Source organism: Mucilaginibacter sp. KACC 22773, assembly GCF_028736215.1.
Taxonomy (GTDB): Bacteria; Bacteroidota; Bacteroidia; order Sphingobacteriales; family Sphingobacteriaceae; genus Mucilaginibacter.
On sequence record NZ_CP117883.1, the window covers coordinates 6,037,176 to 6,059,147 of the forward strand.

The following is a 21,972-nucleotide window of genomic DNA, read 5'->3' on the forward strand; positions in this document are numbered from 1 at the left end:
TTTTGCTGCGGTAAATGTGCATGGCGCTATTAAGACACTATCGGTTGAATTATTGGTATTTCCGGTAGAATTTGCGAATGGAGTTCTCAATACCTTCGTCATATAAACCAAGTGCCTAATCAATAGGCCAACCAATTATCTGAACAATATCGAATCAGATTTACTGATAAGATATGCTAAACATTTATAATAGACAATATGAGGAAACTTCTACTTTTTTTCTTTTTTACCACCCTTGTGCAGGTTACTGCCGCACAGCAATCTGTCATAGATCAATTGTTATACGGTGTCGCTTACTATGATGAATACATGCCCTACGATCGCCTGGACAAAGATGTTCAAATGATGAAAGAGGCGGGTATCAATGTCGTACGTATCGCGGAATCGACCTGGAGCACTTTAGAACCCCAGGAGGGCGTATTTGACTTTAAGCACATCGACCGTGTTTTAGATGCCATGCATAAAGCCGGGATCAAGGTCATTATCGGTACACCAACCTATGCTGTACCAACCTGGCTTGTTCGCAAATACCCGGATGTCCTGGCAATTACATCCCGTGGTCCCAATCAATATGGCCCCCGTCAGAACATGGACATCTCTAATAAGGATTTCCTTGACCATGCAGAACGGGTTATCCGTAAATTACTTGAACATGTTAAAGATCAGCCGGCTATTATCGGCTACCAGATAGACAATGAAACCAAGGCTTACAACACTGCCGGGCCGCAGGTTCAAAAGAAGTTTGTTAGCTATATGCATAACAAGTTTGGCACGCTTGACAGCATCAACAGAGCGTTCGGGCTGGATTACTGGAGTAACCGCATCAATAGCTGGGAGGATTTTCCATCCATGGTTAATTCTATCAATGCGAGCCAAAATGCCGAGTTTGCAAAGTTTCAGCGCAAGTTGGTGACGGAGTATCTGTCCTGGCAGGCAAGGATCGTAAATGAATATAAAAAACCGGGGCAATTTGTAACACAGAATTTCGACTTTGACTGGGCAGGATACTCCTATGGGATCCAGTCTGAGGTCGACCATTTCGCCGCTGCGAAATCCTTGGATATAGCGGGTGTTGATATCTATCATCCATCACAGGACGCACTTACCGGGACAGAAATTTCTTTTGGTGGTGATGTTGCCCGTTCCATGAAAGGCGGAAAGAATTACCTTTTACTTGAAACGGAGGCCCAGGGTTTTGCGCAATGGGTCCCGTACCCGGGACAGTTACGCCTTCAGGCTTTTAGTCATCTTGCCTCGGGAGCAAATATGGTCGAATACTGGCATTGGCACTCCATCCATAATTCCGCGGAGACCTATTGGAAGGGGCTGTTAAGCCATGATTTTCAGCCGAACCCCACTTATAATGAAGCGAAAACTATCGGCAAGGATTTTCAACGTTTAAGTTCGCATTTGTTAAACCTGAAAAAGACGAATAAGGTAGCCATATTATTCAGCAACGAAGCGCTGACCGGTTTCAATTCGTTTCGGTTCGAATCGGGGACGAAAAGAAGCTACAATGACATGGTTCGGTTAGTTTATGACGCCCTGTTCCGGATGAATGTCGGGGTAGATTTCGTTGATCCGACAAGCACCAATATTGAAAATTATAAGCTGCTTGTTGTGCCGGCTTTATACGCCGCCCCTGATAGCCTGCTTCAGCGACTAAACCGTTTTGTAAAAAATGGCGGACACATTGTGTACACGCTTAGAAGCGGTTTCTCCGACCAAAATATTAAGGTAAGAAGTGTTTTACAACCGGGAATTGTCAGTGAGGCTTGTGGCATTTCCTATAGCCAGTTCGTGGTACCTAAAAACGTCGCCTTAAAAGACAATCCCTTTCGGGTTAACCCCGAAGATAATCAGGTTAGTTCCTGGATGGAACTGATCACCCCGGCCACCGCTAAAGTACTCGCTTACTATGATCATCCGGTTTGGGGGAAATACGCAGCGGTTACGCAGAATAACTTTGGAAAGGGCATGGCGACCTATGTAGGGTGCGTTACCAGCGCCAGTGTCATGGAGAAAATCCTCGCGGATGCCGTAAAGAAAGCAGGACTTTGGGGAGAGGACCAGAATTTATATTTTCCTGTTATTACCAAATACGGTACCAACCAGAGCGGCAGAACTATTCGTTATTTACTGAATTACTCGGCACAGCCGGCGGTTGTCAAATATACGTTCGGATCAGGGTACGAACTGTTTTCGGGTAAAAAAGTAAATACAAACAGCGAAATCAAGCTGGAACCATGGGACGTGAAAATTGTCGAGCAGCAATAGCCTGACCGAAGAGGAAATCTTTGCTTAAAAAAAAATTCAGTTCAGTCGCGAGCGGGCTATACCTAACACACATCTTTTATTAAACGTCACAGCTATTTCAGATGGGCAGAATAGACATGACTAAATTTTCGGGTAATATTTTATTAAAGCCATTGAAAATCAAATATTTAAAACTTTTTCTTGAATTAAAAAGGGATTCCTATCACTAATTTAAACAACACAATTATGAACAATCATCGACTAAAACTACATCATTTTTCCAGGCGCCGCTTCAGATACCCCTCTGGACTGCTCATTATGCTCTGTGTGTTTTTCACTTCTATCGTATCAGCGTATGCACAGCAGACCGTGCGGGGAAAAGTAACTACGGATGCAGGTGCTGCCGTGCCTGGAGCTTCGGTACAAGTTAAAGGAACAAAAGTCGCTACGAGCACCAATACTACCGGAGACTTTATCATTAGCGCCCCCGGGAATGCAACGCTGGTCATCACGAACATTGGTTTTGAGACACAGGAAATTAAAGTTGACAATCAATCCAATATCAAAGTACAGTTAAAATCCTCGTCAACGGAGATGCAGCAGGTGGTGATCGTTGGTTACGGAACGCAGCGTAAAGCAACCTTATCCGGTTCTGTTGCTACAGTAAAGGGTTCTGAACTTACTAAATCGCCCAATGTTAACGTGAGTAATTCACTCGTGGGACGCTTACCCGGGCTTACAGCTGTAAATTCGGGTGGTGAACCGGGATACGACGGCTCAACACTGAGAATACGCGGCGTTAATACATTTGGAAATGCCAATCCATTGATTGTTGTAGATGGCGTGCCTGGTCGATCCTTAGAGCGAATCGACCCTGCTACTATTGAAAGCGTTACTGTTTTAAAGGATGCTTCCGCTGCCATTTACGGCGCTCAGGCGGCAAACGGGGTTATCCTGGTGACCACCAAACGGGGTAAGACAGGAAGTCCATCAATTACGGTCAGTTTAAACCAGGGATACGGCAGGCCTACGCGTCTTCCAAAAATGGCCGACGCTGCTGAATATGCAACTGCGCTGAATGAAATTGCCGCGTACCGTAACGCCCCTGCTAAATATACACAGGAGGACCTGGAACTGTACAGATCAGGAGCCGATCCCTGGGGCCATCCGAATACGGATTGGTTCAAGGAAGTACTTAAGCCGTGGTCCGGTCAAAAATCCGGTAACGCAACGGTTTCCGGCGGTAACGAAGGGTTCAAATATTTCGTTTCCATGTCCGGCAGAAGCCAGGATGGTTTCTATCGTAACAGTGCAACCAAGTATAATCAATACGATCTGCGGTCAAATTTCGACGCGAAGCTTAACAAATATTTGTCCTTAACGGTCGATCTCTCGGGACGGATGGAAGACAGGAATTTCCCGACGCGGTCATCCGGTGATATTTTCGCCATGACCATGCGCGGCAAGCCTAACCTTCCTGCTTACTGGCCAAACGGCCTTCCGGGTCCTGATATCGAGTTCGGAAATAACCCGGCAGTCATCAGTACTTCTGCAACGGGTTATGACAGGGATAAACGTTATGTGACCAACACCAACTTCAGCCTGAATTTTAAGGTTCCCGGCGTGGAAGGTCTGTCTATAACCGGTAATGCGGCACTTGATAAGAATATCCGTTTTAATAAAACCTTCCGTACGCCCTGGTATCTCTATTCATGGGACGGTACTACCAGGGATAGTGACGGAAACCCTGTGCTGGCAAAAAATAAAAAAGGTTTTGACAGCCCGGAACTCAATGAATATATGGAGGACAACGGAGGATCGCTGATCAACGCTTTAGTAAACTACGAAAAGTCATTTGATAAGCACAATTTCAAATTTCTTGCTGGTGCGGAAAAAATAAAAGGCAGCGGCGATAACTTTTCCGCCTACAGGCGCAACTTCATTTCGACTGCTATTGATCAGTTATTTGCCGGAGGTGTCGATCAGTTTTTGACCAATAATGGTTCCGGCTATCAGAATTCACGTTTAAATTATTTTGGAAGGGTTAACTACGCTTTTGCCAATAAATATCTGATGGAGTTTGTATGGCGCTACCAGGCATCCTATATTTTTGAAAAATCAAGCCGCTTCGGATTCTTCCCGGGTGTTTCTTTAGGCTATGTGATATCTGAAGAAAAATTCTGGAAAGATAACCTGTCTTTTGCTGATTATTTCAAATTACGCGCCTCCGTTGGAAGCACCGGGAACGACCAGATAGATCCGTTCCGGTATCTTGCCACTTATGGGTTAGGCAGCCTGGCTTATATCAATAATAGCGGTGCTACGCTTAATCCAACCTTGTACGAAACAGGCGTTCCCAATGTAAATACTACGTGGGAGAAAGCCACCCAAAGAAACATTGGATTTGACGTCAGGTTCCTGGATAGTAAATTGTCGGTTACTGCTGATTATTTTTACAATACCCGGTCTAATATTTTGGCTTTTCGAAACGCTTCCGTACCGAATTCTGCCGGAATTACTTTGCCTCCGGAAAATATCGGGAAAACTGCCAACAAGGGTTTTGATTTCAGCGTGGAGTATCGGGGTAATACAGGCGCTCTTAATTTCCAGTTAGGTCTGAATGGCGGCTACGCGAAAAATAAGGTCGTTTTCTGGGATGAGCCGCCAGGTGCACCAGATTACCAAAGATCTACAGGCTATCCCATCGGATCCACGCTGTATTACGACGCGATCGGTGTTTTTCGTACCCAGGCTGACCTGGACGATTATCCGCATTGGGGCGGAGCCCGCTTAGGCGATGTTAAATTTAGTGATGTCGATAAAAACGGCGTTATCGATGCAAATGACCGTATCAGGATCAACAAAAACAATATTCCTACATGGACGGGCGGTTTTACGCTGGCTTTGCAGTACAAGGGGTTCGACTTGTCGGTGCTTGTACAGGGTGCAGCGGGTGCGGTACAGTATCTGGCGCCTGAGTCAGGGGAATTTGGTAACTTTCTCAAAAGCTTTTACGATCAGCGCTGGACGCCCGAAAATCCAAATTCCACCGGCCCGCGCACGTTTAACCGCTCTGATGAGTACTGGATGAATCAGAACAATACCTTCTGGCTGGCCAAGACAGATTATGTTCGTTTAAAAAATGTTGAATTGGGTTATACGCTTCCGGTAAAATTCCAGAACTGGGGGATCAAAAACTTCAGGATCTATACGAACGGTTTCAATTTATTGACCTATAGTCCGGGTATGAAAGATTATGATCCTGAGTTAAGTTCCGGCAGAGGTTACAGCTATCCATTGCAAAAGATAGTGAACCTAGGTATCTCCGCAAGTTTTTAAGTAACCGATTTAGTTAAACATAATTAAACTAACGAAAGATGAAACGCTTTAGCTACATAATTTTAACATTGCTTTTTATATGCAGTACCCCTTCCTGTAAAAAGGATTTTCTCGATCTGAAGCCACTTGACAAGTATTCAGATGAGGCGGTATGGACCGACCCTGCACTCGTACAAACCTTTGTGAATAATATTTATAACGGCGTTCCCTATCCATTCACGGCTGTGATGTTATCATCCACTGTGGATGAATCTATGGCAGTATGGGACTGGGAGACCAGTAACGTGACCAACAGCCTTGTTACGCCAAGCTACCTGTCGATCTGGGATCCGAATTTCTGGGTTCCTTCCATACATGAAAAATCGATGTCATGGCAGCCGACCTATAAGAACATCAGGGCATGTAATCTTTTTCTGGAAAAGATCGATGCCGTTAACTTTGACGATCAAAACAGAAAAGACCAGCTCAAGGGTGAAGTAATGTTCCTAAGAGCCTACTTTTATCATCAGCTCGTTTCCCTGTATGGGGGTGTGCCTTTGATCACAAAAGCATATAGCCTCAATGATGATTTCGAAGCTCCCCGAGACAGCTATGAAAAATGCATTGATTTCATCGGCAGTGAATGTGACAAAGCTGCGGCATTGTTACCGGTGAGCGGCGATAAAGCCAGGGCGACCAAAGGGGCGGTACTTGCCTTAAAGGCAAGAGTACTGTTATATGCCGCCTCTGATCTTTACAACAGCAATGGCGCTTGGGCTGCATCCTATTCAAATAAAGAGCTGATCGGGTATGTTGGGGGCAACAGGGAGGCCCGGTGGACTGCCGCAAAAAATGCAGCCAAGGCCGTAATGGATCTTGGTGTTTATCACCTTTATAAAGAAAATCCTGCAACAAGCACAGAAGCGGCTAAGAATTATGGAGACCTGTTTCTGAATAATGGTAATGAAGAAGATATTTATCTGCAGTATTACGATAATCTACATAACTCGCAATGGGATTCGCCGAGCCCCGGCCTTTTCAACGGACCAAACGGCTGGCACAACTGGGGAGGCAATACACCCATTGGTCAATTTGTTGATTCATACGAGATGAAAGACGGAACGAAATTCAGCTGGTCCAATCCTACCGAGGCAGCCGACCCATATAAAGACCGGGATCCCCGTTTTTATGCCAGTATCCTTTATGACGGCGCTGTGTGGAGACAAAGACCAGCTGATGTAAGAAATGCAGATCCGGTGGGCATTGTACAAGTAGGTACTTATAAAAAGGCCGACGGATCGACCTTTAACGGCCTGGATACCCGAAAGGGGCCTGTTGAGGATTGGAACGGCACTTATACCGGTTATTACCTGCGTAAATTTATTGATCCGTCCATCGATCATCAATATGTAAAGCAACAGTTACCCTGGAGAAGATTTCGCTATGCTGAGGTTCTGCTGAATTATGCGGAGGCCTGTATAGCCCTGGGCCAGGAATCTGAAGCCCGCCAGTATATCAATCTGATCAGGAAGCGTGCAGGAATGCCAGCTATTAATGATGCTGGCAGCGCATTGACGGAAAGGTACAGGAACGAGCGCCGTATTGAATTAGCCTATGAGGAACAGCGTTTTTTTGACGTTCGTCGATGGATGATCCCGGCGGGTGCGTATGCTGCCGCCAGCGGGGTGGAGATAAAAGGAGATATGGCAGCAAATGGCACTATTTCAAACCGTACCTATGCCGTGAAAACGGTGCAGGCCAGAAACTGGCTCCCAAGATTTTATCTGTTACCCATTCAAATTGATGAGTTGAACAGAAATTCCAAACTTATTCAAAACCCCTTATACTAATCTTCATTGTTATGGTATCCATCAATCCCGTCGTACCGCTTAAAAGACGCTATCATTGATGAAGAACAAAAGGAAGTTTGCTGCCTGTTGTAAGCAAAACCCGCAAGTCATCGTATGGCAGAATGTTATTAAAAGTAATCCGGGATTTCCTGGATTACTTTTTTTATTGACTGGATTGACCGGGCGTAATAAAGATTCGTCCTTCAGAATGCCCATTAACGTTATAGGGAAAACACATAACATTCATGGTGTACAAAAGTTGTTGGGGCATTATTTGGATGATATATTTAGTAACTTCGGGTAAACGCAAAAGAATGACACAAACGCAACGAAGCCGCAACACCTGGTTAACCCTACTCATCATATTTACATTTTTTTTAAGCGCGGCAGCTATGGCACAGAATAATCACCTATATAGAATTGCCAAAATTCAAGTTGATCCGGCGCAGCTGGTTAATTATAACATTGCTTTGAAGGAGCAAATGACTACAGCTATCCGTGTAGAACCGGGAGTACTAAGTTATTATGCTGTTGCCGATAAAAAGGAGCCGACACATATTACGATTTTTGAAGTATATGCTGATTCAACTGCCTATAAAGCCCATATACAGGCCCCGCATTTTAAGAAATACAAGGAAACCGTTCAGCACATGGTCACTTTCTTAGAAGTTACAGATGTAGAATTAATCGGATCGGCAAAAAAGCCGGGTATGTAGGTAGCGAAAGATAAAAGGTTAATCATGGAGGGCTTTAACAGCTACAACCGGGTCATCACTTCGATTTCCTGTTGGATTACCTGACAGCCGGCGTGATCGTCAAGCCGGCTATTGAAATGTTCTATATCTATTTTAATCAAAAGATTGCGTTGACCTTCCGGAAGACCCGAAAGACCCCGCAACATACCGGCATTCGGATCGCTGCAAAACGGGAATATCGTGCCAGTTTGAGAATAACCTTACCTGCTATTACTGATTTCACGTTTGATGAGGGCGAGACATTTGATACAGCCTGGCTACTACTTAGCGATGGCCATAATGATTTTGAAAGCGCCGCGATACAGCTTTGCGAACTCGTATCATGCCAAGATATCAGGATCGGCAAAGTGACGCCCAGCAGCGTAGCTATATGGCAGCATTCAGCTTGATCATTAGTCTGCTGAGCAATTAAACCGGTCTTTAGGATAAAGCGTTTGATCTCTTTTCGTTTTGTGAAGTCCGGGAAACTCCCCACCAGCTATTAGAAAAGACGGCACGCTGCCAAATGGATGTCCCCGTGGCAAACAGTGATGGCGATTGACCTTGTCTGTAATTATTTGATATCATTACTTAATTATTTGATAGCTATTAACAGTTAGGCTGTTGTCAAGGGTAGCTTTGCATATCGAAGAATAGTTAACTGTTAAATAATAAAAGATCAGATTGTATGAAAACATTTGGATTATTAATCGCACTGGTATGGCTGTTCAGCCTGAACAGCAACGCGCAGCAGTCTGCAAATACGGATAAAACCGCCGGTCAATATGATCTTTATCCAAAAGGCAAACCCGCTCCTGCTGAAAATTTTACCGGAAGTGTATGGGTTTGGCCACTGGTAGCCAATGACAGCGTGTTTCACTTTGTATCCGGTTCGGTAACTTTTGCACCAGGAGCCCGTAGCCACTGGCACGCACACCCTGCCGGACAGATTTTGTATATCACGGGCGGTACCTGTTATTACCAGGAGAAGGGCGGGACAATTCAGGTTTTTCATAAAGGAGATGTTATCAAATGCCCGCCCAATATAGACCACTGGCATGGCGCCTCGCCTGCAGATACAATGACGCACATCGCCCTGAATCCAAACACCCAAAATGGCATTGTGGTGTGGAAACAAGAAGTAACCGACAAGGAATACAGGGCGCTAAAACGATAGCATACAGGGTATCGTCCATGCCAGCTTTAAAATATCCGCACTATGAAAACAATATTTTCGGCAGCATTTATTCTTATTTTCTCCTTTTTTAATACAGGCATTAAAGCACAAAACAAAATGGTCGCCAAACAAAATTTAGATCTAAAACAACAGCGTATCGTTACCATCGCTGCCTTCACGGCTAAAGGCGATATCCCCCGGCTGAAGGCTTGTCTCAGCAAGGGCCTCGATGATGGTCTTACGATCAACGAGATCAAGGAAGTACTTGTTCAGTTATATGCTTATTGCGGCTTTCCCCGAAGCCTTAATGGTATTAATGCCTTGATGGCTGTTCTTGATGAGCGCAAAGCTATAGGGATTTCTGACGCACCGGGTCGCGACGCATCCCCGGTTAACGATAACAATAGATACCTCACGGGCAAGCAAACGCTTCAAACGCTCACCGGTGTTGAAGAAAAAGGGCCAAAAAAGGGGGCCAACGGATTTGCTCCTGTGATCGATACATTTTTAAAAGAGCACCTTTTTGCCGACATCTTCAGCCGGGATATACTTTCTTATCAGCAACGGGAGCTCGCCACCATTTCTGCACTCGCAGCTATGAGCGGCGTTGAATCTCAGCTGCAATCGCATATTGGTATTGGCTTAAACACGGGGCTTAGCGAGGAACAATTGACTCAGGCCCTCGTATTGATTAAAGACAGTATCGGTAAAAACGAAGCCGCTATCGCTGGTAAAATATTATCTAAGGCTCTTACCATAAAGCAAAATGAAAAATAAATTTTAATTATGTGGCTACAATTATGAATAAAGATGATGAACAGTTTTCGCCAAACGACCTGAAACAGATTGATGATGCTGATGACTTGCACATATCGCCCTATCGGGAAGACGGTGTTACATACGGCACGCCCACATGGATATGGGCGGTCGTGGTAGATGGGGATTTGTACGTGCGCGCCTATAGCGGCATTGCGTCACGATGGCACAAGGCCGCTCTGAAACAGAAAGCCGGGCGTATAATAGCCGCGGGCATGACAAAAGAGGTGGGTTTTGAACCTGTTTACGATCGCGCCTTAGAACAACATATCGATGAAGCCTATAAAAAAAAATACAAGAACAGCCCATATCTTGCCGATATGATCAGCAGCCGGGCACAATCGGCTACGATAAAAATTTCACAAAGGGCAGGATAAAACTTACAAGATAAGACACAAAGATCAACACTAAGAGATGAGTATAGACCTTTGCATTGAAAAATCTATACCCGCTGTTTAAAACATATTCGCGTATTGAGAGATAACCAAATAATGAATTAACATTCGGGTAAACTGAGCGGTATGTTGGTGGCAAGTCCCCCGTCAGAGGTTTCCTTATATTTTGAGTTCATGTCGAGTGCTGTCTCCCACATCGTATTAATGACCGCATCCAGACTAACTTTTGCTTGTCCCGGATTTCCCTGAAGCGCGAGCTGGGCTGCAGCTATGGCTTTAATGGCACCCATTGTATTTCGCTCAATACAAGGAATTTGTACTAGCCCACCAATTGGATCACAGGTCAACCCCAAATGATGCTCCATTGCAATTTCAGCGGCCATCAACGCCTGTTCCTGCGAACCGCCCAACCCGTCGGTCAAGGCTGCAGCAGCCATTGCCGAGGATACACCAATTTCGGCCTGGCAACCGCCCATTGCAGCTGATATCGTGGCACCTTTCTTAAATATGCTACCGATCTCTGATGCAACCGAAAAAAACCTGATTAGACTTTCCTCAGACTGTTCGTCACAGAAAATGATGAAATACATTAAAACAGCAGGAATCACCCCGGCCGCACCGTTAGTAGGTGCAGTAACGACCCTTCCAAAAGAGGCATTTTCTTCGTTAACAGCAAGGGCAAAACAACTCACCCAGTCCAAAATATTGCTGAATTCCTTCCCCGTGTTTTTAATTAATAAAACCCATTCATCAAAATTTTTGTAATCGACGTTACCTAAAAGCTTGCTATTAATTCCTGCGGCCCTTCTTGCTACATTTAAGCCCCCGGGAAGTATACCGTTTGTACGGCACCCCTTATAAATACACTCTTTTATAGTATTGAATACATTTAGTAAGCCCGCTTTGGTTTGGAGTTCAGAGCGCCAGGTTAATTCATTTGCCATAACCAGCTCGTGGATTTGAAGACCTGTATCTTTGCAATAAGCTAACAATTCCGCCGCTGTATTAATAGGATATGGCAGCGCCACCTGATTATCTAAGTTTTCCTCTTCGCCTTCCTTAACTACAAATCCGCCACCGACCGAGTAATAAGTTTCTGAAAATACTTTTCCGGAATTCAAAAAGGCCTGGAAGGTCAATCCATTAGGATGATAGGATAAAATCTCATTATAAAGAAAATATAAGTCATCCGTATAAATAAATTCGATGACTTTTTGTTCAGCCAGTCTTAATTCACGAGAATCCCTGATCTGCTTTATCTTACTATCAATTAGATCTACATCAAAAGTTACCGGGTCATATCCGCTCAATCCGAGTAGTACAGCGACATCTGTGCCATGTCCTTTGCCGGTCTTAGCCAGTGAGCCATATAGAAATATCTTCACCTGGGTAGTTATACCAAGCTTATTGCCCTTTTTTAAAGATTTCACGAACTGAAGAGCAGCACGCCATGGACCGAGCGTATGGGAACTGGACGGCCCGATGCCGATCTTGAATATGTCAAATACAGATATTTGTTCTTTTACTATTTTCTCTTTTATCATTTTAAACATTTAAATAGGGCACCCGCTTCTGAGAATGCCTTATTTTTTTAATTAACTATAACTGAATAAAGAACGAAATGAAGACTTTTACTAATTAAAAGCTATCCAGGTCATCTCTTCCCCTGAATCGGTTAACTAAAATCCTGACGATCAGGTACACCGCCAGGATGAAAGCCAGAATTACAAAGACAAAGGCAATATTGTCATATAGATCCTCATATTTCCCCATATACGTTAAGACCGCCATCCAGGTATTTTATATATGCTGGGCCCAAAATAGCTCCCGGGTATTGGCACTTAGTGGCGCTGTTATGCAGTCGTCCCTATGTCAACTTGTATAGCATATATAAGTACCTGCTCTGGTAAGCAGAATAATTGATTCAATATGTTATTAGTTTATTTTACTGCAATGCTAAAGTCAATATTTGCCGGTGGAAGGCATTGCTTGTCATTACAGGTCATATATTCCAATTGCCCTTTAATCATTGCTTCGCCTGCCTTTAACTTAATTTTCTGTTGAAAAACCACGGCGTGTTCAAAATAGCTGACATCCATATTAAAAACTTTTTCAAATTTAGTTACAGGTGCGGGCTCTGCCGTTTTACCGGCAACCGTGTAATCCTTTGAGGGTGTAAAAGTAAAGCTGGTTTTTACCGGGCCTCCGTCTTTTACATTTTGCGAATAAATATGCCAGCCATTGTCGATGGTCGCTTTTAAAAATATGACGGCTTCCTCTTTATTTATTTTTTTCGCTGCGTAACTCCACTTGACAGGTGCTAAAATCTGTGCCTTCGTATGCATACTGAACAATATCACGATGGCGGCTATTAATATCCTTTTCATTCTTTTCGTATTATGTGATTTCCCAACCCAGGTTTAAAATAGTTCTGATTCCCCTTCAGGTTAGCCCTTAATTTTCCTTAGCAGGTAAAATTAAGGGCAGGCAATAGTTGCGAAAATGAATTCGCCGGTAATCATCTGTTTATCCTAATTCAATTAGTTAATTAAGACTTTTCCTTTGCCATATCAATCATCATTGATAATTCATCAACCGCAGCCTCGTTACCTCCTTCAAAGCCAAGTAAGTGAAACCGTATTATACCATTTTTATCAATAACAAATTTTGAAGGTATTCCATCGACGTTATAGCTGCTTACCACATTATTCAGTTTTGTCGCAGGATCCTTCAAATCCATTAACACTTCGAAATTATACCCTTTACTTTTAATAAAAGCTTTTGCATCTTCGGTAGCATTAGGGGTTCTTTCCCATGTATGAATAAATAAAAACTTCACGTTTGGATCATCTTTAAATTTGTTTTGAGCCATCTGCATTGCGGGGAACGATGCCTTACAAGGCCCACACCAGGTCGCCCAGAAATCCAGAATTACAATTTTTCCTTTTAAATCGGCCAGTGTAACCTTATTTCCATCTAAATCACTGAGTGTAAAATTGTTAGCCGGCGTATTCATGATCTCGTTTGCCAACTTTGCCTGGAGGTTATCTAAAAAGCCCTTCCTGATTACAGCGGCATAAGCGTCATATCCTTTATTACTGCCATTTACTTTTACGTAAAGCGATTTAAAGGTTGCTTCCATTTCGGTAGTAGCTTTGCCGGCTTTAACCACTCCTTCCAATTTCGAATAAGCGTCTTTGTTTCGGCCAAGCTTCATCAGCATTTTGGCATAGGAATAGCTGGTTGCCGGGTTAACCTCCTTGTTTAGTTTATAAGATTTCTCTATATAAGTTAACGCTTCAGTATATTTTTTCTCATCGAATAATATTTGCGCATATCTCGCTAAAAGAGCCGGGTATCCTGAAGCAGCAAATTTTCCGGCATTATCATTATTTTTAGCGTAATAGAATTTTCCGGCAATGTCCATGGCTTTTTTGACATACAACTTGGCATTAGGTTTATCTCCGGCTTTTTCAAAAGCATCAGCAAGCCCGGAATATCCGTTAGTTTTCCAGAATTCCTCCTTTTCCATATTGATGTAGGCCAGGGCTTTCCGGGTATTATGTTTCTCTGCATACAGCATTGCGATGCCTACAGTTACATAATCATAGACAAGATGGTCGTGGTCTATATTTGGAAATCGGGAAGGAGGAAACTTAGCTACCCATTTTTTATATGCCGCCTCTTGTTCTTCCGCTGTCTTTAGATCATAAATAGCCTGCTGACCCTTTTCCCTTGCAGCCATGCCCATTGGAAACTTCACCAATTGGCGTTGATATAATGAATCTGCCGCTTTTTGATTTTTAAGCTGATAATAATAATCACCGGCCAGCATCACCTCTCTTTCGTTGTCGCTTGCTGCAAGTTTTTTTAAATTATCATTAAGCGTAACCTTGTCCTGCGGGTCTTTTGATATGAATAGGTTTTGCAAAACCTTTCTTGTACTATCTCGGTTAACGGTTGTTTGCGCTAAACCTTTTGCGGTTGACAAACTTAAAGCCGACGCGGCTATTATTATTGAAATGCTGATTTTCATCTTTTTATATTTGATTTATCTTTGATAAGCAATCATCGGTACAGACATTACTGCCGGCAATGTCTATAACTTATTAGTAACCGGGGTTCTGTGTAAGATTATTATTTAGTAAAATATCCTGATTAGGAATTGGATTTAAAACCGCTGTTGGCTTCCAGGTAGGTTTTAACGGTCCCAATACGGCATTTGCCTGATCTGTACGTTTCAAGTCCAGCCACCTATGCGCGAACTCTCCAAATAGTTCTACCTTGCGTTCCTGAAGAATGGCCGTTAGCAGGGCAGCTTGTGTATTGGCTGTGGTATTTCTCAAACCCGCGCGTCTTCGTACAACATTCAGGTCGCTCGCGGCACCGGCCACATTCCCCTGTTGAGCCTTAGCTTCTGCGCTGATGAGGTATTGCTCCGCCAATCTTAAAACCACGTCGTACTCGTTATTTCCCTGTGATTGATCGGCAATTTTGTTTTTATAAATCCGGTAGTAAGTCGTGTTGTTATAATTCGTTGAATCAATCCATGCCGTCCGGCGGTTGTCGCCCCGCTCAAATGATCTTACAAAATTATTAAATAGTACATAGGTAGGTGGAGGGCTTGTTGCATCTCCTGGGTTGGTCCGGTACTGACTTCCAATCGTTGAAACGCCATTGTTTGTTGCAAATTGAAGGATCACTTCCGGACTGTTGTTGGTAAATACCTCGTTTAATGCCGGCATGCCATAGGCTCCCGAATTGATGACCAAATTCGCTTGTTCCTGCGCGTTTCTATAATCTTTTCGATAGAGGTAAACCCTGGCTAGTAATGCCGTTGCTGCCAACTTATTGACCCTTGCTCTGTGAGCTGCGTTTCCTGCATAGTTTTCAGTTAATAAGGATTGAGCACTTTTAAGATCGGTAATTATTTGGTCATAAACTTGTGCACTTGTGGCCCTAGATAATTTTGCATTGTTAAGCGGATTAGGGTCGAGCGTAAGCGGTACATCTCCGAAAAAGTTTGACAAATAGAAAAACATAAATGCCCGCATGAACTTCGCTTCTCCTGAAAGCTGATCCTTTGTCGGCTGAGTTATATTTTTTGAAATATTAATTTGTTCAATAGCAGAATTTGCAAACCGGATAGCCGTATAAGGGTAGCCCCATAGGCCACCGGAAGAAATAGGGTTATTTGTGAAGATCTGGTTCTGCTCAAATTGAATCGTTGCGGGATCAGTGCCTGTATATTGTAGTTCATCAGCCTGTAGTCCCCCCGTCCAGGTATAATACTGTATGCTATTGTTGGTCGCAGAATAGTTGTAGAGCGAAAGTACTGCGCTGGTGGCCGAACTGTCTGAAGCAAAGGCCTTTTCTGTTGTTAATAGTCCGGGAGCAATGGGAACATCCACATATTTTTTGCAGGAGCATACAAAGGCGATGGTTATAAATGCTAACAGGAAGGTAGCGTTGTGAATTGATGTAATTTTGTATTTCATGATGTTTGATGCTTAAAATGAACAATTTAATCCAAGAACGATAGTCCGTAATTGTGGAAAAGCATTGAATCGACCCACCCCGGGCCCAGATCCGGCACCGCCGGCTGCTACCTCTGGGTCATAAATGTATTTCTGCTTAGCCCAGGTATAAAGGTTTTGTCCTTGTAAATAAACTGTGGCATTACTGAACCCAATTCGACTTATCCACATTTTGGGAAGAGAGTAATTTAGACTCACTGTTTTCAATTTAAGATAGGATGCATCACCCCAATTATAATCCGAGAGATCCAGATTTGAAAAGGAAGGATCATAATTTAGGGTTGCTACAGGATAATAGCCTGTACTTCCCGGCGCCATCCATCTATTCAATGCTCCTGTACTAGGATTTTGATAAGTTGAACCAAACGGCAATGAGGCGAACGCGAGTGTCGCGTCTTTATACCCCATGCGGTGATTGTATTGGAAGGTGAAATCCAGTTCCAAAGACTTATACTTTATATTATTGGTTATACCACCATAAAATGGGTGTCCATAAGGGGCTTGCGACAGGTCTGATTCATTAATAACGCCGTCGCCGTTTTTATCTTGGTAAGTTGGAAGACCGTTTTGCGGATCTGGTCCTGTATAATGATATAATAATGGCACAGTGGCAGGCTGACCAACGATGAATTGAGTAGCATAGTAGGAATCAGCGAGGCCTGGGAAAGAAAGGATTTTGTCCCTGTTTATGGTTAAATTGATATTGGTCGTCCACTTAAAATTTGACTTGGCAACGTTAACTGTACTAAGCTCAAATTCAAAACCTCTATTTTGAAATGTAGCACCAACATTCTTTAATAGGGAAGTCGTACCTGTTTGGCTTGGTAATGGTTCATACATCAGGATGTTTGATGTCCTGTTGCGGTAATAATCCACCTTCAGTAAAACTCTATCTTTTAATATTCCCATCTCCAAGGCAATGTCTAACTTCTTTGCAGTCTCCCAAGACAAATCAGGATTGGCGATATTGGTCGATAAAAGGGTCGGAAACCCGTCATAGGCGCCATATGAACCTACTGCCTGATATAACGCATAATATTGGTAGTTAGGTATCTGGTCGTTGCCTGTTAGACCGTAACTCGCCCGTAATTTACCAAAGCTTAAAAAGTTCATATTTTTCATAAACTCTTCATCAGCAAAAATCCAGGAAGCACCCACGGCACCAAAATTTCCAAAACGTTTATTTTCGCCGAATCGGGATGATCCATCTCTTCTAAAGGTACCGTCGATGATATATTTACTATCCCAGTTATAATTTACCCTGGCGAAGCCTGCTGTATATTTGTATAAAGAATAATTGGCATACTGCGTTTGAACCAATGATGCACCAATCAAACTTCCCAGTAATTCATCAGAACCATAACCAGTACCAAGCAGGTATACACCGGTCGATTTATTTTGCTGATAGGTCATACCGGCCACTACATCCAGTTTGCCTTTTCCAATTTGACGCACATATCCGGCCTGTGGCTCAATAATGTAGTTTGAATTATCATTGTCTGTATAGGTCAGGCTGCTCGTAGGCGCAAAAGAAGGGTTCTGGGAACTAGCCGGCTTTTGTTGCTGCTGTTTAATTCTTGTCAGGGTATATCCCGCATTTACTTTTAAAGTAAGGCCTTTTGCCAGAAGATACGACATGTCAACATTGGTAACCAGATTCGTAGTCTGCGCTAAAGTAGGTTGCATCAAATAAGCCACCGGATTGTTGGAGGTCCAGTTCAAACTGCCATTAGGATTATAAAGCGGATAATTGGGGGCAAGACCTGTAACCCCTGAAAAAGGACCAGAAAAATCGCTTGTCGGTAAATCAGTACCCATGTAGGAATAGTTTGCCGAGGCGTTGATACTAAATTTCCTATTGAAACTTGTATGACCGCCATTCAATCGTCCGGAAAAAGAGTTAGATCCATAATCTCCGATAAACACAGTTCCTTGTTTTCTATAAGTTGTAGATAGCAAAAAGGTGTTTGACGCGTCGCCACCGGAGATTGATGCCGTAGCATTTGTGGTATGTGCAGTTCCGCCAAGAAAGTATTTTTGCCAATCAGTTGAACTTGTTTGGCTCCAGCTTGTCAGATCCAGTCCGCCATTTTCGGCGCTGGGGGTTGCTCCAGCATTTGCGTAGGCTTGCCTTCTTAAATCAAGGTATTGTTGCAAATTTAGCACGGGGACAAACCGGGGTACTTTTCCAATACCGCTGTTTACATTGACATTCACAGTTGTCCTACCCTGGTTTCCTTTTTTGGTAGTGATCAGCACTACACCATTCGCGCCTCTGGAACCGTATATAGCGGTCGCATCTGCATCTTTCAGAATATCGATCCTTTCAATATCTTCAGGGGCGATCATACTAAAAGGACTTACTCCGCCGTTTGCCCCGGCAGTACCGTATGCGTTTAAATTATCTGATGTTGGAGATGCGCCGTTGAATAAGGTAAACGGCACGCCATCAATGACATATAAGGGAATATAACCGGCCTCAGATAAAGGATTGTAGGCGCCCCTTATATTAACCCGTACAGCGGCTCCTGGCAATCCGTTGTCTTGGGTGACCTGCATTCCGGCTACACGGCCCTGGAGGCCAACCAATGGATTATCGATGGTCTGTTTTCCTAAATCTTTTGCAGTTACCGAACTAACGGACCCTGTATTGTCTCTTTTCGTCGTTTGACCGTAACCAATGATTTGAACTTCGTTTAGAGAACCGGGCGCAGCTTTAAGATGAATGTCCAATCTTGTCAATCCGCCTATAGGAATCTCTTTGGTTTCATAACCAATAAAACTGAAAACTAAAATCGCATTTTCAGGCAAACCGGGTAAACTGAAATGTCCATTTTGGTCGGTTGCCGTACCCAAATTATGGTTTTGTTTACACAAAATAGTGACACCTGCCAGGGGATCGTCCTTTTCGTCCCTGACAATACCGGCAACTGTGATTTCGCTGACCTCAGTGGCCTGGCTAACGCTTACTTTTGCCTTCTCCGATAAAATAATCTTGTTGCCATCCTGTTGATACTCAAGGTTTGTACCTTTAAGCAGTAAATCGAGGGTTTCAGCTACGGATCTTTGCTTATTTTCCAGCGTTACGCTTTGATATTTGTTTATTTTATCTGAGCGATAAAAGATAACAAACCCTGTCTGATCCTGTAATTTTTGCAGCGCAGACTTAAGAGACTCGCCCTTAGCTTCCATAGATATTTTCGTTCCATGGAGGCTTTGTCCGGATGAAGGGGTAGAAGCAAGCAGAGTAAAGCTACATATTAAAAAAGCTCCACAACAAACGCTTAATTTCATAATAAAAAGCCAATTAATTCGAGATTTTATTTTAAAAAGGGGATAGAAATTCCTTTTTGCAAAAGCAGTTAATTTTTGCATTATTTGTATGTTTAAAAAATGAGCAAATAAATTTTTTATTCGAACTCCTTATTGCTGTCCAAGGCTGAGGAGTTTTTTTGTGGAGTCTATGCGTCCTACGTAGCTCGACGTTTAATAACTTAGCTTTTTGTGTAAATTTTTTCCATAGTTTTTTTTAATTTTTAAATAGGGTTAAAGAATTATTGTCATTGACATGCTGTTCCGTCTATCATAATATTCTGTCCATCGATAGTATAACTAGCACCGATTGTTCGAGTCAATACATCCAACACTTGCTGCAGGGATTCTGTTCCGTCAAACCTTCCATGGATCAGGCATTTTTCCAAATCCGGATTTTTGAACTTTACCTCGACGCTATAACGCCTGCTCAACCTTTCAGCTACCTGCTTGAAAGGTATGTCATCTAATTGCATATCTGACTTCGTCCAGGTAATCACCTCCTTTGCTTTAACAATTTGAAGGTTCCCCATTTTGGTAACGTCGCTATAGGTAACTTGCTGGTTGGGCAATAGTACCGCGACAATTTTTTTGTTTTTGTCTGCAACGCTTACTTTTCCACGGGTCACTGAAACCGTAATGTTCTGCCCCGGAAACGCAACAATATTAAAGGCTGTTCCTAAAACAGTGGTCGTTAGATTACCCGTATGGATGACAAACGGTTGATCTGTCTTATGCTTGATATCAAAATACGCCTCACCAAACAATGAAAGTTCCCGGACTTTTCCGTTGAAATTATATTGTATTTTGCTTCCGGAATGAAGAACCACAATACTTCCGTCTGGTAATTTCACATATTTATTTTCAGAAAATTTAACAGGTGCGCTAACTGATGCCGCTACTAAATTTTTATTTCCGCTGTGGCGTGGTGCAACTAAAAAATAAATACCGGACAATAGAAAAAAACCAGCAAACACCGCGGCGGCCCCGCGAATAAATCTCTTGTTAAAGTAAAATACCCTGGTCCTTGTTGATTGAACATGTGCGTTAATCTGTCTAAGCATTCTTGCTTCTACTCTTTTTTCCTCATTGTCGACATCACTCTCCCATACCGCTTCTCTTTCATTTTGCTGCGAATACCAATCATTCAGTTCTTTCTTCTCCGAATCAGTCGCTTTCCCCGCTAAATACTTTCCGATCAGGTCGGTCAAATGTTGCTCTTCCATTTTTATGGTAATTAAAGTAAGGTAACATAAGGTAGTGGTTTACCCTTAGTGGATAAAAATATATTTTTATAAAGCTGTTAATTTTCTCTTTTAAAAGAGAAAATTAACAAAAGCGTCCACGATCATTATCCATGGTTGATTTACACTTTGGTCATCAATGATCATACGGGTCCTTACCTATTAAAAAACGCAAACTACAAAGTTAGCGTTCGCAGGCATCGTGGTCCTTGCAGGATAAATTGCGTACGTTTGACCCATTTTTAATCTAACGGGTAGCCTGCGCCTCTCATTCCGCTTATCTGATCAGAATATAATCATTGGAATAAGCAGTGAGCTGATCGATGGGTGAAATGCAAAGTAGCATTTTGCCAATCCTTTCCCGAATTTAAGCGAAGACAACCGCAGCGGCGAATAAGGCGAAGCTTAGCAGGGCCAGGATCGTTCGAACCACGTTAAAATATTGCCAGCGGCCGCGCAGTTGTTCCCAGTCTGCCGGTTTATCATCATCTGTCCAGGTCACCACCATGTTATTGATGGGTACCTCAATAGCAGTAGTAATTACCAGGGAGGTAATAATGAACAACATGGAAGCTATTATGCCATAAAAGCTCCAGCCGCTTCTATCCGGATAAAATGAGATCGAGAGGCTCATCAGGACGATGCAAAGCAGCGAGATATTCCGCATGGGAACCTCCAGGTTGGCTACGATTGTTCGTGCAATTTTGGCCAGTTCTCCCGCAGTGAATACCTGGTAGGACCTGCTGATCGAGAAATACAAACCCCAGAATACGCCGCAGACCAGGAATAGTGTAAATTGGGTGGCAACTAAAAGCAAGTGGATAGGGCTCATATAGTTAAGACGATTGTACGGCGAAAATATTTTAAATAACTGCTAAGGAACGCATGTTGCTCCTTCTTTACTGAGATTTCCTGTATTATACGGACGCCCCCACTGAATAAGCCGTTGAAATAATGTGAACGTCAGGGGGCAAGATGCCGTCTGTTTTTTTTAAGAAATGGCCGGAATGATATAAATAAGCACCGTGCTTACCGTGTTAGTTCCTGCTGCCGAATTTCCGTAGCGGCACGAGGGCATTGTTAGGTGCGGCAGGCATCAGTAATATTATTGTAATACCACGGTGAAGCGCCTGATGCAGGCTATCGATGATTTCCAGCACGTCCATATGCTGGTTTTCAATATAGAGTGATCTTCCTGCAGCATTGATCGCCGCCACATACTGCGCGCGCTCGCCCGGTATTGTTCGTTGCAGCTGCATGGTCATCCCTTTCCCCAGCAGCCGTCCCGTTCAAGGCGTTCACTCGTTTCATTTCAGCGTGACTTGTGAATAAT

Annotated in this window: 16 protein-coding genes; 8 read left to right on the forward strand and 8 right to left on the reverse strand. The window is 43.3% G+C overall.

Annotated features, from left to right (window positions below):
* Positions 1 to 198: 198 nt before the first annotated feature.
* The 8 genes from PQ469_RS25080 (at position 199) to PQ469_RS25115 (ending at position 10,528) form a co-directional block, all read left to right on the forward strand.
* Positions 199 to 2,277: a beta-galactosidase gene (locus PQ469_RS25080; RefSeq protein ID WP_274210120.1), complete on the forward strand. Its 2,079-nt coding sequence runs from the start codon at positions 199 to 201 to the stop codon at positions 2,275 to 2,277.
* Between the two features lie 225 nt (positions 2,278 to 2,502).
* Positions 2,503 to 5,595, forward strand: coding sequence for a SusC/RagA family TonB-linked outer membrane protein (locus PQ469_RS25085; protein WP_274210121.1), 3,093 nt, complete (start codon positions 2,503 to 2,505; stop codon positions 5,593 to 5,595).
* Between the two features lie 38 nt (positions 5,596 to 5,633).
* Positions 5,634 to 7,424 (forward strand): RagB/SusD family nutrient uptake outer membrane protein, encoded by a 1,791-nt coding sequence (locus PQ469_RS25090; RefSeq protein ID WP_274210122.1) that lies wholly within the window; start codon positions 5,634 to 5,636, stop codon positions 7,422 to 7,424.
* Between the two features lie 314 nt (positions 7,425 to 7,738).
* A complete protein-coding gene (locus tag PQ469_RS25095) occupies positions 7,739 to 8,140 on the forward strand; it encodes a putative quinol monooxygenase (protein WP_274210123.1) in 402 nt (133 codons plus the stop codon).
* Positions 8,141 to 8,211: 71 nt separating this feature from the next.
* Positions 8,212 to 8,568, forward strand: a complete 357-nt coding sequence (locus PQ469_RS25100; protein ID WP_274210124.1) for a hypothetical protein — start codon at positions 8,212 to 8,214, stop codon at positions 8,566 to 8,568.
* Between the two features lie 278 nt (positions 8,569 to 8,846).
* Positions 8,847 to 9,335 (forward strand): (R)-mandelonitrile lyase, encoded by a 489-nt coding sequence (locus PQ469_RS25105; protein WP_274210125.1) that lies wholly within the window; start codon positions 8,847 to 8,849, stop codon positions 9,333 to 9,335.
* 42 nt (positions 9,336 to 9,377) lie between these two features.
* The gene (locus PQ469_RS25110) at positions 9,378 to 10,112 is read left to right on the forward strand and encodes a carboxymuconolactone decarboxylase family protein (protein ID WP_274210126.1); all 735 of its coding nucleotides are present in this window, start codon (positions 9,378 to 9,380) and stop codon (positions 10,110 to 10,112) included.
* A gap of 23 nt (positions 10,113 to 10,135) precedes the next feature.
* Positions 10,136 to 10,528, forward strand: a complete 393-nt coding sequence (locus PQ469_RS25115; RefSeq protein ID WP_274210127.1) for a DUF2255 family protein — start codon at positions 10,136 to 10,138, stop codon at positions 10,526 to 10,528.
* Positions 10,529 to 10,647: 119 nt separating this feature from the next.
* Here PQ469_RS25115 and PQ469_RS25120 read toward each other — a convergent pair whose 3' ends face one another.
* From PQ469_RS25120 to PQ469_RS25155, 8 genes are all read right to left on the reverse strand, one after another.
* Complete coding sequence (locus PQ469_RS25120) at positions 10,648 to 12,075, reverse strand: L-serine ammonia-lyase (RefSeq protein WP_274213849.1); 1,428 nt, start codon at positions 12,073 to 12,075, stop codon at positions 10,648 to 10,650.
* 411 nt (positions 12,076 to 12,486) lie between these two features.
* Positions 12,487 to 12,933 carry a protein-disulfide reductase DsbD domain-containing protein gene (locus PQ469_RS25125; protein WP_274210128.1) on the reverse strand — a complete coding sequence of 149 codons (447 nt, stop codon included), beginning with the start codon at positions 12,931 to 12,933 and terminating at the stop codon, positions 12,487 to 12,489.
* Between the two features lie 161 nt (positions 12,934 to 13,094).
* Entirely contained in the window at positions 13,095 to 14,582 is a 1,488-nt protein-coding gene (locus tag PQ469_RS25130; RefSeq protein WP_274210129.1) for a redoxin domain-containing protein, read from the reverse strand.
* A 73-nt stretch (positions 14,583 to 14,655) separates the two neighbouring features.
* Complete coding sequence (locus tag PQ469_RS25135) at positions 14,656 to 16,044, reverse strand: RagB/SusD family nutrient uptake outer membrane protein (RefSeq protein WP_274210130.1); 1,389 nt, start codon at positions 16,042 to 16,044, stop codon at positions 14,656 to 14,658.
* Between the two features lie 12 nt (positions 16,045 to 16,056).
* Complete coding sequence (locus PQ469_RS25140; protein WP_274210131.1) at positions 16,057 to 19,458, reverse strand: SusC/RagA family TonB-linked outer membrane protein; 3,402 nt, start codon at positions 19,456 to 19,458, stop codon at positions 16,057 to 16,059.
* 185 nt (positions 19,459 to 19,643) lie between these two features.
* Complete coding sequence (locus tag PQ469_RS25145; RefSeq protein ID WP_274210132.1) at positions 19,644 to 20,621, reverse strand: FecR family protein; 978 nt, start codon at positions 20,619 to 20,621, stop codon at positions 19,644 to 19,646.
* 385 nt (positions 20,622 to 21,006) lie between these two features.
* Positions 21,007 to 21,471 carry a DUF1772 domain-containing protein gene (locus PQ469_RS25150; protein ID WP_274210133.1) on the reverse strand — a complete coding sequence of 155 codons (465 nt, stop codon included), beginning with the start codon at positions 21,469 to 21,471 and terminating at the stop codon, positions 21,007 to 21,009.
* Positions 21,472 to 21,676: 205 nt separating this feature from the next.
* A complete protein-coding gene (locus PQ469_RS25155; protein WP_274210134.1) occupies positions 21,677 to 21,904 on the reverse strand; it encodes a hypothetical protein in 228 nt (75 codons plus the stop codon).
* Positions 21,905 to 21,972 lie beyond the last annotated feature (68 nt).

What these genes read in the sequence shown, in the direction of transcription:
- PQ469_RS25105 (WP_274210125.1), top strand. Translation starts at nt 8,847, where the DNA reads ATGAAAACATTTGGATTATTAATCGCACTGGTATGGCTGTTCAGCCTG.
- PQ469_RS25090 (WP_274210122.1), top strand. Translation starts at nt 5,634, where the DNA reads ATGAAACGCTTTAGCTACATAATTTTAACATTGCTTTTTATATGCAGT.
- PQ469_RS25115 (WP_274210127.1), top strand. Translation starts at nt 10,136, where the DNA reads ATGAATAAAGATGATGAACAGTTTTCGCCAAACGACCTGAAACAGATT.
- PQ469_RS25150 (WP_274210133.1), bottom strand. Translation starts at nt 21,471, where the DNA reads ATGAGCCCTATCCACTTGCTTTTAGTTGCCACCCAATTTACACTATTC.
- PQ469_RS25140 (WP_274210131.1), bottom strand. Translation starts at nt 19,458, where the DNA reads ATGCAAAAATTAACTGCTTTTGCAAAAAGGAATTTCTATCCCCTTTTT.
- PQ469_RS25085 (WP_274210121.1), top strand. Translation starts at nt 2,503, where the DNA reads ATGAACAATCATCGACTAAAACTACATCATTTTTCCAGGCGCCGCTTC.
- PQ469_RS25135 (WP_274210130.1), bottom strand. Translation starts at nt 16,044, where the DNA reads ATGAAATACAAAATTACATCAATTCACAACGCTACCTTCCTGTTAGCA.
- PQ469_RS25095 (WP_274210123.1), top strand. Translation starts at nt 7,739, where the DNA reads ATGACACAAACGCAACGAAGCCGCAACACCTGGTTAACCCTACTCATC.
- PQ469_RS25110 (WP_274210126.1), top strand. Translation starts at nt 9,378, where the DNA reads ATGAAAACAATATTTTCGGCAGCATTTATTCTTATTTTCTCCTTTTTT.
- PQ469_RS25145 (WP_274210132.1), bottom strand. Translation starts at nt 20,621, where the DNA reads ATGGAAGAGCAACATTTGACCGACCTGATCGGAAAGTATTTAGCGGGG.
- PQ469_RS25125 (WP_274210128.1), bottom strand. Translation starts at nt 12,933, where the DNA reads ATGAAAAGGATATTAATAGCCGCCATCGTGATATTGTTCAGTATGCAT.
- PQ469_RS25155 (WP_274210134.1), bottom strand. Translation starts at nt 21,904, where the DNA reads ATGACCATGCAGCTGCAACGAACAATACCGGGCGAGCGCGCGCAGTAT.
- PQ469_RS25080 (WP_274210120.1), top strand. Translation starts at nt 199, where the DNA reads ATGAGGAAACTTCTACTTTTTTTCTTTTTTACCACCCTTGTGCAGGTT.
- PQ469_RS25130 (WP_274210129.1), bottom strand. Translation starts at nt 14,582, where the DNA reads ATGAAAATCAGCATTTCAATAATAATAGCCGCGTCGGCTTTAAGTTTG.